This window comes from Mesotoga sp. (assembly GCF_035363035.1).
Classification (GTDB): domain Bacteria; phylum Thermotogota; class Thermotogae; order Petrotogales; family Kosmotogaceae; genus Mesotoga.
This window is the reverse complement of the sequence record NZ_DAOSEH010000041.1, coordinates 1-14808: the sequence shown is the minus strand read 5'-3', so window position 1 is coordinate 14808 and position 14808 is coordinate 1. Positions and strand designations below refer to the sequence as shown.

General features: G+C 47.4%; 14 protein-coding genes. 7 read left to right on the top strand and 7 right to left on the bottom strand.

What is annotated here, in order from left to right; genetic code table 11:
• The 4 genes from PKX57_RS07470 to PKX57_RS07455 form a co-directional block, all read right to left on the bottom strand.
• A partial coding sequence (locus PKX57_RS07470) for a response regulator transcription factor (RefSeq protein ID WP_472416608.1) occupies window positions 1-526 on the bottom strand: 526 nt, incomplete at its 3' end.
• 123 nt (window positions 527-649) lie between these two features.
• Window positions 650-1039 (bottom strand): hypothetical protein, encoded by a 390-nt coding sequence (locus PKX57_RS07465; RefSeq protein ID WP_472411443.1) that lies wholly within the window; start codon window positions 1037-1039, stop codon window positions 650-652.
• Complete coding sequence (gene feoB, locus PKX57_RS07460; RefSeq protein ID WP_472416612.1) at window positions 1036-2934, bottom strand: ferrous iron transport protein B; 1899 nt, start codon at window positions 2932-2934, stop codon at window positions 1036-1038. Before feoB ends, PKX57_RS07465 begins: the two co-directional genes overlap by 4 nt.
• A gap of 59 nt (window positions 2935-2993) precedes the next feature.
• Window positions 2994-3440 (bottom strand): FeoA domain-containing protein, encoded by a 447-nt coding sequence (locus PKX57_RS07455; RefSeq protein WP_213919606.1) that lies wholly within the window; start codon window positions 3438-3440, stop codon window positions 2994-2996.
• Between the two features lie 180 nt (window positions 3441-3620).
• On the opposite strand from PKX57_RS07455, the gene PKX57_RS07450 reads away from it, so the two are divergent.
• On the top strand, window positions 3621-4424 hold the full coding sequence (locus PKX57_RS07450) for a PhzF family phenazine biosynthesis isomerase (RefSeq protein ID WP_213919605.1): 804 nt from the start codon (window positions 3621-3623) through the stop codon (window positions 4422-4424).
• Window positions 4425-4428: 4 nt separating this feature from the next.
• On the opposite strand, the gene PKX57_RS07445 is transcribed toward PKX57_RS07450, so the two are convergent.
• The 3 genes from PKX57_RS07445 to PKX57_RS07435 form a co-directional block, all read right to left on the bottom strand.
• Complete coding sequence (locus tag PKX57_RS07445; protein ID WP_213919604.1) at window positions 4429-5172, bottom strand: hypothetical protein; 744 nt, start codon at window positions 5170-5172, stop codon at window positions 4429-4431.
• Between the two features lie 56 nt (window positions 5173-5228).
• Window positions 5229-6959: a phospho-sugar mutase gene (locus PKX57_RS07440; protein ID WP_472416606.1), complete on the bottom strand. Its 1731-nt coding sequence runs from the start codon at window positions 6957-6959 to the stop codon at window positions 5229-5231.
• A gap of 63 nt (window positions 6960-7022) precedes the next feature.
• A complete protein-coding gene (locus PKX57_RS07435) occupies window positions 7023-8396 on the bottom strand; it encodes an MFS transporter (RefSeq protein WP_213919602.1) in 1374 nt (457 codons plus the stop codon).
• A 255-nt stretch (window positions 8397-8651) separates the two neighbouring features.
• Here PKX57_RS07435 and PKX57_RS07430 point away from each other — a divergent pair, with 255 nt between their 5' ends.
• The 6 genes from PKX57_RS07430 (at window position 8652) to ispD (ending at window position 14805) form a co-directional block, all read left to right on the top strand.
• Window positions 8652-9935: a sigma 54-interacting transcriptional regulator gene (locus PKX57_RS07430; protein ID WP_213919601.1), complete on the top strand. Its 1284-nt coding sequence runs from the start codon at window positions 8652-8654 to the stop codon at window positions 9933-9935.
• A gap of 99 nt (window positions 9936-10034) precedes the next feature.
• Window positions 10035-11012, top strand: coding sequence for a PhoH family protein (locus tag PKX57_RS07425; RefSeq protein WP_472416604.1), 978 nt, complete (start codon window positions 10035-10037; stop codon window positions 11010-11012).
• Complete coding sequence (locus PKX57_RS07420) at window positions 10984-12471, top strand: HDIG domain-containing metalloprotein (RefSeq protein WP_472416602.1); 1488 nt, start codon at window positions 10984-10986, stop codon at window positions 12469-12471. Before PKX57_RS07425 ends, PKX57_RS07420 begins: the two co-directional genes overlap by 29 nt.
• On the top strand, window positions 12413-12838 hold the full coding sequence (gene ybeY / locus PKX57_RS07415; protein ID WP_213919598.1) for an rRNA maturation RNase YbeY: 426 nt from the start codon (window positions 12413-12415) through the stop codon (window positions 12836-12838). The genes PKX57_RS07420 and ybeY overlap by 59 nt, the downstream gene beginning before the upstream one ends.
• 6 nt (window positions 12839-12844) lie before the next feature.
• Window positions 12845-14086, top strand: coding sequence for a DUF1015 domain-containing protein (locus PKX57_RS07410; protein WP_472413282.1), 1242 nt, complete (start codon window positions 12845-12847; stop codon window positions 14084-14086).
• Entirely contained in the window at window positions 14083-14805 is a 723-nt protein-coding gene (ispD, locus tag PKX57_RS07405) for a 2-C-methyl-D-erythritol 4-phosphate cytidylyltransferase (protein WP_472416600.1), read from the top strand. The genes PKX57_RS07410 and ispD overlap by 4 nt, the downstream gene beginning before the upstream one ends.
• The last annotated feature ends 3 nt before the right edge of the window (window positions 14806-14808 follow it).

Below are 14808 nucleotides of genomic sequence, written 5' to 3'. Positions count from 1 at the left end.
CGGCCACTCTCGGGTTAGAGCTCTTTATCAGGAGAGCATAGAGGAAGTGTGGATAAGGCGAACTTGGAAAATCGGCGAAAAACTCACGCAGTAGAGAGCTGGCCTTCCTGAATTCCTTTTCCTCTATCAGTCTTCTAATCTCTCTCGTTCTTTTTTGAAGGCTTTCTTCGTTTTTGAACGATAGTTCGGCGGCCTGTCTCAATTCTTGTGGAGTGAAAGGTTTGGTTAGAAAGTCCACTATGCCAAGCTTAAAGACGGCCCTGATCGATTCGGGAGAAGTGATTGCCGAAACAACTACTACTGGAATTGAATAAGCTCTATCCTCTAATTCTTTAAGGAACTGTATTCCATCCATCGAAGGTAGTGTGAGGTCCATGAAAATCAAATCCGGTTGTCTCTTTTCAACGGCCTCCAGCGCTTCTTCGGCTGTGACAAACGCATTGACTTCGTTGCCTTCGTTCTCCATGGTCTGTTTAATGATACGTCTCACATTTAGCTCGTCGTCGACCACGTAAACGAGCGCCATGCAATCACCCCCAAACACAAATCATATTACCACATCGGCGAGCAATAATGTCTAGTGATTCACTCTGGCTTTAATTATAGCCATTACAGAGTTCGATTGCACTTCCCAATGGTTCTTTGATCATTAAGTAGTGGTGAAACTTTTCTTGACATAGTCGGAAACGAAGGAGATCAGCAAACCGGAAAAGAGCAGAGGAAAGTTAATTACATCTACCGAAAGAAGGCATACACCGCCAATAAACCCCTCAAGCCATAAACTGAAGACGACAACGATCTGGTAAATCGAGAGGGTGTAAGAGAAGAAACTGCCTACTAAAAGATGGGAAGCCCTCTTCTTTGCATCCTCCCTTCTTTCTAGGAGTCCGAAAAGATAGATAGAACCATTCACAAGGATCACTATTCCCATCATCAAATCCTTTACGCTGAAGAGAATACCCAAGAGCGTATTTATTGCCAAGATCAGGTAAAACACTCCCAAAAGAAACAACCAGGTAGAGATGTTTCTTATGCTCATAAAAGTCCCCCGATCATTCTGACCACCAGTGCGAGCGAATAAGCTACGGCGAGACTGTAAATTACGGAGAAGAAGACGTACCTGTAGCTTCCCGTCTCGTTCTTTGTTACCGCCAGAGTCGGCAGACAGGGTACATACAAAAGAACGAAGACAAGAAATGAGAAAGCCGTCACTGGTGAGATCGCCGCTCTCATCACTTCCATCGCGGAACCCATCAACGCATAGTTGCCATAGAACGTTGTCAAAGAAGAGACTATTACTTCTTTCGCCGCCACTCCGAAGACGAGACTAGAAATCATCTCCCAGGAAAAGCCCAGAGGGACAAACAACGGCTCCAGAGTTCGACCGATCATCGCGGCGTAACTCTGAGAACCTTCGGAAGGGAAGAAACTCAGTATCCAGATCACGATAGAGGCTCCCAATATGATCGTACCGGCCTTTTCAAGGAAGTGTCTCCCCTTGTTCCATGTATAGAGAATTATGGAACTAACCCTGGGTTTTCTGTACCTGGGCAGTTCCATGATCATCGTAGAGGGTTCTCCTTTAAAGAGAAGTCGATTTATTATGAGAGCCGAGATAACAGTAACGATGATGCTTAAAAGGTACAGGAAAAATACAACTACGCCGCCCTTGGCGCCAAAGAAGGTTCCGGCTATGAGTAGGAAAACAGGCAACCGGGCACTGCAGGAGATGAACGGTGAAACAAGAATCGTTACTATTCTTTCCTTAGGCTCGGAGATAGACCTGGTTGACATTATAGAAGATACGTTACATCCAAAACCGAGAAGCATGGATATGAAGGATCTACCGCTGAGTTTCATTGAGTACATAAGCCTGTCTATGACAAACGCTGCTCTGGGAAGATAACCCGACTCTTCTAGTACCCCCAAAGCCATGAACAGTATAAAGATATTTGGAACGAAGACTAGTATCGCGCCGACACCGCCTATGATTCCATCCACCACCAGAGAACGCAACCAGTCGGGACCTATCGAATTTCCCAGAAAGCTTCCGAGACTTTCAAGACCGCTTTCTATGAGGAGCGATAAGGGACCAGAGATTGTAAAGGTCAACTGAAAGACGATGTAGATGACGGATAAAAATACGAAGATGCCCAGAACCCTGTGAGTAATTACGTGATCGATGGCCTCGGAAAGATCCCATCCATGTTTTTCTTTTCCCTTTACGGATGTGGAGAGAACTCTTTTTATATACCTGTATCTGGTCTCGGCGAGTTCGCTCGAGAAATCCTTCTCGGCTTTGAAACCTGTGAGTTTCTCTACTCCGTTATCGTGTTCCAGAGACTTTATGGCCAGCCACCTGCCATCGAATTCCGAAAGGGCCGGTACGAGTCTGAACCTGCCGGCAAGGGCTTCGATCTTTTCCTCTATCTCTTCGGAGAAGAGGTAATGAATGTGGCTGGAAGAACGTGCACTCTTGACCAGAACCTCTTTCAGTTCCTCTATACCTTCACCGGTAGCTGCCGAAGTTATTACCACAGGTATTCCCAGTTGTTTACCGAGTTCATTTTTGTCTATCTCCAGGCCGGCCTTTCTTGCTTCGTCAACGGCATTCACGGCAAGCACCACGTCTCCCCTGAGCTCAAGAACCTGCAGAAGAAGATATAGACTCCTTTCGAGGTTGATCGCATCCCCTATCACAACAACCACGTTTGGACGCTCATCGATCAGGAAATCTCTCGCGATCTTCTCGTCGAGACTCCTGGAGCCCAGCGTATATGTACCCGGGAGATCGACTATATCTAGAGTCAGATCGCCGTGCCTGAGAGAACCAACACGTTTTTCAACCGTTACGCCCGGCCAGTTGGCAACTACCTGTCTTGAACCTGTAAGACAGTTGAATATGCTTGTTTTGCCTACGTTGGGATTTCCCAGTAGCGCTATTGTCGTTTTTTTGAGATCTGCTGAGCTTTCCGGCTGAACGATTACGATTTTTATCTCTCCCTGACTATCACTCTGAAGGCCTGTCCTCTCGAAAGAAACAAGGTCTTTCCATGAACCTCTACTTCTATCCTCCTGATGGAGTTCTCCACGACCTTAACAGTAGCACCTTCCTGGATCGAATACTGTCTCATTCTCTCTTTTAATCCCCAGCCACCGTTGATGAGACTCACTAAGTATTCTCCCGGCTGGGCGCTCGACAGAGGTATAGATGATGTTTCCACCAGGATCCACATGGCAATATCGTTCCTCAGCGTTACGTTGGTTCCCTTTATCCTGAAGACTTTGGGGTCGCCAAAAGGAGCGATCTTTACCAGTTCGACTTCCTCTCCATTTACAAAACCCAGACCACACAGCCTCTCCCTGACTTCTACCGGAAGCTCAAGTCTGCTGATCTTTCCCTTTTCTCCTTCACACATTCTTGACAGCGGGACTACCATGGGCATCATCCTTATTGAGAATACGTCTCAATAAGATTTTACCATCTATCTCGCGGCTTTTCAGCAGGTATCCAAAAAATTCTCGAAAGACACACGAACTTGGCAGAGAAAGCGCCTGTTTTTCCCGCCAGAACCGGGAAAGTAGTAACATATCAATATAGAAGCGACGGAGGTGTGGTCATGGATGCGATATACCAGGTGGATTCCTTCACAAAACTCCCTTTCAGGGGCAACCCCGCAGGAGTTTACATCAGCGACATGGAACACGACTACGAAACCTGCATCAAAATTGCCAGAGAGATGAATCTCTCCGAGACGGCCTTCCCGGTGAGGACGACCGATGATAATCACTACAAATTGCGATGGTTCACCCCGGCAACGGAGGTCCCGATGTGCGGACATGCAACCCTGGCAACATCATGGGTCTATTTCACCGAGCTCGGTGTCGATGGAGACATATATTACGAGACTTTGAGCGGGCAGTTGAAAGTGTCTCGCTTCGGAGACGATCTGAAGATGGACTTTCCGTCCGAGCTTCCTCTCAGAATCGATTGTGACGGACCGGTGGGAGAGGCCGTCGGTTGCGACGGGACAACGTATTATGCAACCGTCACCGGAAAACTCCTCTTCGAGATAGCCGGTCGCGAAAAGTTGGAGAGACTGAATCCGGATTTCTCCATGCTGGAGAAACTGTCGGTCGGTGTTCCAGCAAGGGGCTTGATAGTCACCTGCAAAGGCGGCGGAGAATTCGATTTCTTCTCCAGATATTTCGCTCCCTGGGTGGGAATAAACGAAGATCCCGTGACGGGCTCGGCGCACACAGTCCTCGGCCCTTTCTGGTCGGAGAGACTCGGCAAAGATAAACTCCGGGCTTACCAGGCTTCGCAAAGGGGTGGTGAAGTAAGGCTGGAGCTTCTCGATGGTAACAGGATATCCATAATCGGAAATGCCGTGACCGTTATCAGAGGGCATATGTCCATCTGATGGGTTAGCGATTTATCTTTAGCTTGATCTCTTCCTCTCTGGGAGGGTTTACGGCCGCAAAGACCCTCTTGGCAGGATCTTCCCTGGCTATCATAACGGCGAACAGGAAGATCATGAGGAAAATAGTTCCAGACGAGATGCCGGCCACCGCGACGTGGTAGGATTGCGAAAGATTTTCTATTCCCGTGGAGAAGGCGAAGCAGGAAAAGACCAGACTGTTGATCGGATCGGCTCTGGTGTGGGCCAGGATCGAGGAGATCAGAACCATCGAGAAAAGAAAGAATACGGCTGTAAGTTCGGATCTCCAGAACATCGCCAGACTGGAAAGAAGTACAATAATGCTCCACGAGAAAAGCAAACTTCCGATCGACATATCTCTGAACTGCCTTGAGAGCTTTCCATAGACCGGTCGGAAAACTCTGTAGACCTGCCACGAGAGAAAGAGGAACGCTATGGCAAGCACCAGTGATACCGACTCCACGCCAAAGGTTGAAAAAAGTATCCACAATGCACCGCTCACGTACAGAGAGAGGAGATAGAACCTGTCGAACTCTCTTTTATCAAGGGTTCTGGCAAAGATGAACTGGGTAAGAATAACGAGAATCCAGGCCGGATTGATCCATGGACCTATCCGGAAATAGCCAGGAACTTCGGGAGGAAAGACTCCCGCGATCGTGGTGCTGAGTATGTAGATAAATATCCAGAGCGCTATGAAGTAAAACAGTACGTTCCTGGATATACTCTTCAAAGGACACCCTCCGTTTCCTTATTTGATTTATAGAACCAGACTTCACAGCGAGAGAGTCACTTTATCCCGTTGAGCCTGCTCATTATCTCACGTTCGAATACCTCGATTCTTCTTTCCGTCGCTTCTCTGGTCTTTCCTCTAGAGTATATGTACAACTTCAGCTTCGGCTCGGTACCGGATGGCCTTACGGCGTACCATGATCCATCACTGAAGAGATATTTCACGACATCCGAGCGCGGGATATCTATAGACCTTTTCCCACCGCCTCTCAAAAGCGTTTCTATCCCTTCGAGATAATCGATGTACGAAACCAGGTCGACTTCGTCAAGGCTTAGAGGATAATCCTTCCTGTATTCTTTCATCATTCTTTCTATCCTCTTCTGGCCGTGTACGCCTTCAAGAACCAGCGAGATCTGCTTTTCCGCGAAAAATCCATACCTTTCGAACAGCCCCTCAAGAACTTCATAAATCGAAAGTCCCCGTCTTAAAAAATAAGCCGCCATTTCGCAGAACAACATTGAAGAGGAAACGGCGTCCTTGTCTCTGACGAAAATCCCGGTCACGTAACCTATACTCTCTTCGTAACCGAAAATGAAATTCCCCTCCCGACTTTTTTCTATCTCCAGCGCCTTTCCGCAGATGTTTTTGAAGCCGGTTAACGTTTCATAGGTACTCACCCCGTAATTTTCCGCGATAGTTTTCGCTAGATCTCCGGTGACTATCGACTTTACGATGAACCCTTTTTCCGGCAAGACCCCTTTCTCTTCCATAGACAGAAGAATGTAGTTTACCAGCAAAGCGCCTGTCTGGTTACCGTTAAGAGAAACGTATCCGCTCGAGTGTCTTACCATAACGGCCAGACGATCGGCGTCGGGATCGGCGGCGAGCAGAACATCGGCTTCTACCTTCTCACCCATCTCCACGGCGAGCTTGAAGGCCTTGACGTCCTCGGGATTCGGATAACCGACAGTTGTGAAGTCGGGATCGGGTTTTTCCTGCTCGGGAACCACGAAAACCTTCTTGAAGCCCCTCTCTTCGAGCACTCTCCGTATCGGTCCGTTTCCCGTTCCATTAAGCGGGGTGAAGACTATTCTTATGTCTTTATCGAGTTCTTCGGGTGAATCTCTCAAGGAGAGTGATTTCACCTTGCTTATGTACAGATCGTCTATCTCTTTTCCAGTATATACAAGAAATCCCTCCGACTTTGCCTTTTCGAGGGAGACATAACGAACACCCGAGAAAAGAGCGACTTTCTCGATTTCTCTGTAAACTCCATCGGCTATCTCCGGTAGTACCTGGGCCCCGTCTTGCCAGTAGAGCTTGTATCCGTTGTACTCTTTGGGATTGTGGCTGGCCGTTATCATGATTCCAGACATCGTTGAAAGATGAATTACGGCGAATGAGAGTTCAGGAGTGGGCCGTATATCGTCGAAGAGAAAGACCTTTATACCGTTTGCACAGAGCACCGAGGCCGCGGCTTCGGCGAATTCACGCGAGTGGTGTCTGACGTCATAGGCTATTACAACACCTCTCTTTTGTGCCGATTCACCGTAAGATGCTATGTAATTGGCCAGTCCCTGTGTGACACGGGCTATGTTGTATCTGTTCATCCGGTTGTCACCCGCGCCGATCTTACCCCTCAAGCCGGCTGTCCCGAATTGCAATTGCGTATAGAACCTGTCTTTAATTTCTTCGGGAGAATTTTTTATCGACAGGAGCTCGTTTCTCGTCTCATCATCGATATACCTACTTTCCAGCCATTTCTGAAATCTCTGATTGTAGTCCATGCTTTTCCCCCTCTCGATAACGATTATATCTTATGGTGCCGCTCGAAAACATACTGGACGGTTTTAGTCGCCTCTGGCTATCTTCTTCGCAACTTTACCCTTTATTGCCGCATAAATCGAGGGAAATTCAGATATCCTCGCCACAGACCTGTTGGCGCTGGCTGCGGTGATATTGTAGATTATCCTCGGTATGGAACTCTTTTTGCCAACTCTGATTCTTTTCAGAAGAGTCCATGCCAGAAAACGGAAGAGCGAAGAGAGAACGAACAGCAGTTGAATTCCGTAGAAAGGGAATCCGAAGAGATCGAGTTTTATGTTCTTCATTAAAGTTGCTAGCACCCCACCCAGAAGCGATCCCAATAGAGCGCCGAGACCGTTGGCGAAAGAGAGAACCGCGAAGTACGCCTCTGCACGCTCGCCCGGAAAAAGCGCCATCATCGTTGTGAAGAGAGTGAGATTCACACCGCTCCAGGCAAAACCGCTCACCACCTGGTTGATGGGAATCAAAAAAGTCGTTCCGGGATTGGTAAAAACCCATGTCAGGGGCAAAAAGATCGTTATTCCCAGAGTGAAGTGTACGACATCGAAACCGCCTATTTCATCGGTTATTTTACCCCACAGCAAGTAGAAGACCATGAGCGACAGACTGTTCACGATAGTCATGATGCTCATGAAAGAGTAGTCCAGTTTAAGGTTTATGATCTGGTGATAGGAAAAGAAGGGGCTGGATATGGCCAGGGCGAAGTTCCATACGAAAGAAAAGGAAATGAATTTCCTGAACTGAAGATCCTTCAACGGCCTCAAGAAAACACCGACGCTGTAAGAAGGCTCCTGTCGCGGCGGTACGTGATGGAGAGCCAGTACCAGAAAATCGATAAGCGCGAATCCGGCCGCTATAATCGATACAATGATGAATCCCTTACGTCCTGGAACATTGTCCAGAATAGAGGAGTAGATGAAAGTCATCGACATGGCCGTGAAAGAACTCAAGAGATTTCTCCTGCTGTAAAACCTCCCGCTGATATTCGCCGGAACTATATCTTTCATTATCGATACCCAGAAATTCGAAGCGAAGCTGTTGCAGATAGCGATAACCGATAGGAGTATCAGCAATATCGACTGATGCACCATGCCCGTCGCCAGCGTGATGGATATAAGAGCCACTGTGATTCTCGATATAAGCGCCGTGCTGAGCAAAGCTCTCTTTCTTGTGCCGGTTCTGTTCATGATGAAAGGTACCAGCAGTTGGACGAGCTGGGAAAGAACCGGCAGAACTCCAATAACGGATATAACGAGCTCGTCTGCTCTGTATTCGAGGGCTAGACCTGTCAGAATGAAGCCCTGGGTGATTATGAAAAAGCCGTTGTAGAAGAACGTATCCATGAAAGATAGTCTTCTGGTCTTCTTGTGCAGTTTCTCAGTGTCCAATTCATTCATCGAGCCCATCTAATCCCCTTTCGATAACTATTGTAAACCCAAAACATTGAAAGCTGAATTATAAGAAAAGTGCGGTTGTCCTTTGGACAACCGCTATGTTTGAGAGATAAGGGGTGGAATTCTCCACAATTGTATTTGTGCAAATTCGTGCCAGTATTTTGGTTAACTCCGGGGTAGTGTGTGAAATTGCCCCAGAATTGACTGCGTAGTTGTATAATCGCTAAGAACGGTTTTTAAACCGCTGGAGGTGGTATCTTGCTGTACAGAAAGATAGCCATTGGAGAGAACCTTGAGTCTCTACCCTGTGAAGAACATTTCCAGAGTCTCTTCGATGTAGATTTCGATTTCCTGGTGAACCTGGGAAAGGAGACTCCGACGATTCTTTTCATAGATGGTGGAAACTACAGCAAAGATATCCTCGATGACTGGATCTTTGCATTCACCAACATAATACTTATAAACAACAACCCCATAAGGGCGTTCATAATCAGGGGTTACTCAGAAGAGACGCAGGAATTCAAAGGATATTATCGAGTTGTAGGAAGCTACAAAAGCCCTAGACAGATAGTTCAAGAGATAATAGACAGTATAGACAGGAGCCTTGAAAAGATAATCGGCAACAGCGACAGGGTAATTCAGATGAAGCGGATGATCGTGCTTTCCATGTTTTACGATGGTTCTATCATGATACTCGGAGAGACCGGCTCGGGAAAGAATCTTCTGGCCGAAACTATCGCCAGATTGTCTCCGCGGGGCAACAAACCCTTCTACTCCATAAACTGCGCCGCGATCCCTGAAACACTGCTCGAGAGCGAGCTGTTCGGTTACAAAAAAGGTGCCTTCACGGGTGCCACCGGCGAAAAGATAGGTCTCATAGAGCAAGCCGACAACGGAACGCTCTTTCTCGATGAAATAGGTGACATGCCCCTGAATCTTCAGGCAAAGATTTTGGCCATCACCGAAAACAGGGAATTTTTCAAGATTGGAGCCACAAAACCGACCAAAGTTGACGTGAGATTTATCACCGCCACAAACAGAACCGAAGACTCGGCGATGAGAAACGATCTAAGATATAGACTTTCAGCGGTAAAGATAGATCTCCCTCCTCTCAGAGAGAGAAAGATGGATATCCCGCTAATTTTCGACAGCGTTCTTGAGAGAAAGGGATACCTTGTAAGGTTTGAAAACATCCCTAGAGAATTGAAGGAAAGGTTCCTCTCGTACAACTACCCGGGTAACATCCGCGAATTGTTGAACATGGTCGAGGAGTATCTTGCTCTGAACGATGTTGTACAGGCAACTGTCGATTCATCGATTTCAAAGAATATAAAGATACTCGCTGAAGAAGCTCTCGTAGCCAGAGTCGTAAAAGGGACTACTTACAAAGACTTTCTTCAGGAAATCTACAAAGGTGTATCCAGAGAGATACTCATCCAGAGGGCCGGAGTTCTCGATAACGATATAAATGCACTGGCCGGCGAATTTGGACTCACACCGAGGAGAATAAGAGATCTTCTGTCGGAGCTGGAAGCTCAATAGGCCTGAAGCCCCATTCATCGGCCTTATGGTTGCGCGGTTCGCGCAAAATCCCTCGCCGTAGATAATTAATGTATAATCTCAGGAGTAGGAGGTGTTTTTTTGGCTGTCAGAAAACTCAATCTTCCACAGGAGATAGAAGTAGCCGAGCTGTTCGGAGAATACGACCGGAAGGCGAAGTTCATTCAGAAGAAACTGAACGTGAAGATATCGATCATCGGAAACGAGATCTGGATAAAGGGTGAGGATGGAAACGGTATAGAAGTTGCGAAGAACATAGTTGATGAGCTGCTCCAGATGACCAAGGACGGACATTTTGTGGAATGGCGCGAGTTCGAATACATAGTCGATCAGCACCTGCAACACGATGAAAAAGATGAGGAATTCAAGGGCGTTTACAGCGAAGTAAGAGAAACATCCCTGCTTTCAAATCGAATAAGGCCTAAGACTCTCGGCCAGAAAGAATACCTGGAAACCATGAAAGAAAAGGAAATGGTCTTCTCGATCGGTCCGGCCGGCACGGGAAAGACCTACCTGGCCGTTGCGATGGCGGTAGACTTCTTGAAGTCCGGAAAGGTTCAGAGAATCATTCTCACAAGGCCGGCGGTGGAGGCCGGAGAAAAACTGGGGTACCTTCCGGGAACACTGCTGGATAAAGTGGATCCTTACCTGAGGCCTCTTTATGATGCGCTCATGGAGATGATTCCCACCGAGAAACTCAGTTACTACAGGGAAAATTCGATAGTTGAAGTCGTTCCGCTCGCTTATATGAGAGGAAGAACGCTGAACAACTCCTTCATTATCCTCGATGAAGCGCAGAACACAACTTACCAGCAAATGAAGATGTTCTTGACCAGGATCGGGTTCAACTCAAGGGTAGTTGTTACAGGAGATATAACACAGATAGACCTTCCACGCGACACCAAATCGGGTTTAGTGGTGATACAGAAAGTTCTTGGAGGTATAGAATCGATAGGTTTTTCCTATCTCACCGATCAGGACGTGGTGAGGAACCCACTGGTAAAGGAGATAATAAAAGCCTACGACACATATGAAAGTGAAAAACAGGCAAAAGAATAAAGAGAAAAAGAAAATCCAATTTCCCTTTGAGAGACTCTTCAACATAAAGGATCTCACCAATTTCATAATCTATCCGATTTTTCTTGCTCTTTTAAACCGGGCTCCCTTTCTTTCCTTCCCGTCGAAGCCCTTTCTCTATTTCATCGGTTCTGCGATTTTGTGGTATATATTCGCCGAAAGAACCGTTAAAAATAACAGATACTTCCATCTACACAGGGCATACAGATTGACATTTTTCTGTGTGGTTGCTTTCGGTGTGTTCATAAACTCTTTTCTGCCTTCGCTGGCCGATGCGAAGCTCCTGCCGGAGATGACGCCCATCTTCCTGAGCGTCTCGATGGTGACCATATTGATAGGTTATCAGGAAGGAATAGGAAGCGGTCTCTTAATGTCATTTCTGGCCTCCGCCAATATCGACAACTCGTTTGAGACTTTCATACTCCTGTCTGTCGTCGTTCTCTCAACGGCACTGACAACAAGGCATATCGAAAGGAGAATAGAGATTGCCAGGGCCGGCTTCGAGGTCAGTCTGATCTTCACGGCCGTGAATCTCGTAAGAATGACTCTCCAGGGAGAACCGATCAGCGCTCTGGATCTTACAGTTGCCTTCGCAAACCCAATCCTCTCTTCGGTGATAGTTATAGGCATAGTGCCTTACATAGAATATGTGAGCAGAATCTATTCGGATACGGGGATGTTGGAGCTGGGGAATTTGTCTCATCCGCTGTTGAAAAATCTGTCGATATATGCGCCGGGTACGTACTACCACAGTATTTCTCTAGCAAATCTATCCGAGGCGGCCGCCGAAAAGATCGGAGCCAACCCTATACTTGCCAGAGTGGCTGCGTACTTCCACGACGCCGGAAAATCCAAGAGACCCCAGTACTTCGTAGAGAACCAGCAGGATGGGATAAACCCGCACGACAATATCACACCTTCGATGTCGAACCTGGTCATCAACGAACATGTGAAGCAAGGCGTCGAGCTGGCCCATAAATACCGTCTTCCTCTGTTGATAGAAGATGTCGTGAAGGAACACCACGGAACCAGAATAAAGAAGTTCTTCTTCCACAAGGCCAAAACCGGTGGTCAGGAAGAACACCAGGAAGACTTCCAATACCCCGGACCGAAACCCCGGTTCAAGGAATCGGGCATCATAATGCTTGCCGACTCGGTTGAAGCTGCCTACAAGAGCCTGAAAAAGCCTACACCCGCAAAGACCCAGGAACTGATAGAAGAAGTGGTCAACGGCATTTACAACGAAAGACAGCTCGATCAGACGGGGCTGGACCTCGACGATCTCGAGAAGATAATCGAAGCCTTCACGAGGGTCCTGATGAGCATGAATCAGCCAAGAATTGAATATCCGAAAGAGACGATAGAAAAAGTGGTGATGGCAAATGGAGATAATAGTCCAAAACAAGATGGAAAGGACGATAGACGCGAAAAAAGTGAGTAACATAGCCAGGAAAGTAATTGAGAAAGAACTCGGCGAAACCGAAATCGGAAGTCTGAACATCCTTCTTACAGATGACGCAGAAATAGCGAGTATAAACAAGCAATTCAGAAACAAAGAAGAACCAACGGACATTCTTTCCTTCGGATACGGTTTGGAAGAAGAGCCGATAGGTGATATAGTCATTTCGCTGGAGAGAATAGCCGAACAATCTCAAGAATTCGGAAACTCCTTCGAAGAGGAACTCCTCTACATTACGATCCATGGAGTCCTTCACGTCCTTGGCTACGACCATGAGGGGTACGACACCGAAGACGAAGAGATCTTTCTTCTTCAGAAAAAATACTTTCGAGAACTGGTAAAGGAGTGATTGGCTTTGTCTGATTTCAGACCTTTCAGGGCTGTAAGACCGGTTGCTGGATTGGAGCAAAAGGTAAACTGCCCGCCGTACGATGTCATTTCGTTTGAAGAGGCTAGAGAAATGGGCAGGAACCCGGAAAGTTTCATACACGTCATTAGATCGGAGATCGATCTTCCCGAAGAGACCGACCATTACGACGAGAGCGTCTATCTGAAAGCGAAGGAAAATTTTGAAAAACTTCTTTCCGAGTCTGTTCTGGTACAGGAAGAGAAACCCGTCTACTATATATACTGGCAGAAGATGAAAGATCATGTCCAGGTGGGAATCGTGGGCTGCGCCAGTGTCGATGAGTATCAACAGGAGAGAATAAAAAAGCACGAGCTAACTAGGCAGGACAAAGAAGATGACAGGATAAAACATATCTACACTGTTGGAGCCAACACCGGGCTTGTATTCTTAACCTTCAGGTCCACCGAAAAACTCGAAGAGATTCTTTCTCGATATGTGAAAGAGCTGGAACTCTCTATGAGGGTTGTCGACGAAAACGATGTGGAACACAGGCTCTACGCGGTCAAAGACGATAAGAGAGTCGAAGAGTTGAGGCAATCGCTCGGGGAAATAAAAAACATGTACATCGCCGATGGTCACCACAGAGCGGCTTCCTCTTCGAGGGTCAGGGAACTGATGAAAGCTAAAAATCCAGACCATACTGGCGAGGAGGAATACAATTATTTCATGGCCGTTGCCTTTCCGCACTCTCACCTCAGGATAATGGACTATAACAGGGTAGTAAAAGACCTTAGTGGAATCACCCAGGATGAGTTCATTGATAGGGTGGGAGCAGCTTTCGACATATCCCATGCTCCAGAAAGTCCGTACAAACCTGTAAAGAGACATGAATTCGGTATGTGTCTGTTTGGAAAGTGGTATCTTCTGACCGCCAGAAGCGGGACTTTTGATGAGAATGACCCGGTTGGAAGTCTGGACGTGGATATCCTTCAGAGAAACCTCCTGGGACCTGTACTGGGAATCGACAATCCCAGAAAGGACCCGAGAATAGACTTCGTAGGAGGTATAAGAGGTTTGAAGGCTCTGGAGAACAGAATAACCAACGGCTGGGCCGTCGCTTTTTCGATGTTCCCGACCTCGATGGAGGAATTGCTGGCTGTCGCCGACAGCGGGAAGATAATGCCTCCGAAATCCACCTGGTTCGAACCGAAACTGCGCAGTGGATTGGTCGTGCATCTTCTGAAATGAAAACCGTGGCGATTGTCGTTGCAGGCGGCCGGGGAGACAGGATGAAGGCATCCATCCCCAAGCAGTTCATGTTGCTTCAACATAGAGAGATATTCGTCAGATCCGTGGAGATATTTCACGGATCTGATTTAATAGATGGAGTCGTTCTCGTCATGCATCCAGACTGGATGGAAGCTGCCGGGAGAATACTTGACAAATACGGTATAGATTCGGTGGGCATCGTCCCCGGGGGAGAGACGAGGCAGGAATCCGTTTACAGGGGACTTTGTTCGATCGAATACGAGGGGTTCGACACCGTTTTGATTCACGACGCGGCAAGACCGCTTTTCTCGGCCTTCCAGATCCCAGATTTGCTCAAAACGGTCGAAAAGGGCCTTGGCGTGGTAGTCGTAGAACCGTTGAGCGATACGGTATACATCACCGACCATGGATCGGTGGTGAGGATCCCCGACCGTGCAAACCTCAGGGCCGCCGAAACGCCGCAGACCTTCAGATACGAAGATATCTTTGCGGCTCACCGCAAAGCCATAGATGAAAACCTGACCTCTTCCACGGACGATGCGAGGCTGCTGCTGAACAACGGATGCAAGATCGTCACGCTGGACTCTCTCACCAGAAATATGAAAATCACCGGCCCCCAGGATCTCGAGATAGCAGAACTGTTGCTGAAGTCACGCGCAAAAACAAAAGGAGAGTCTTTTGACTCTCCAATTGAATAACAT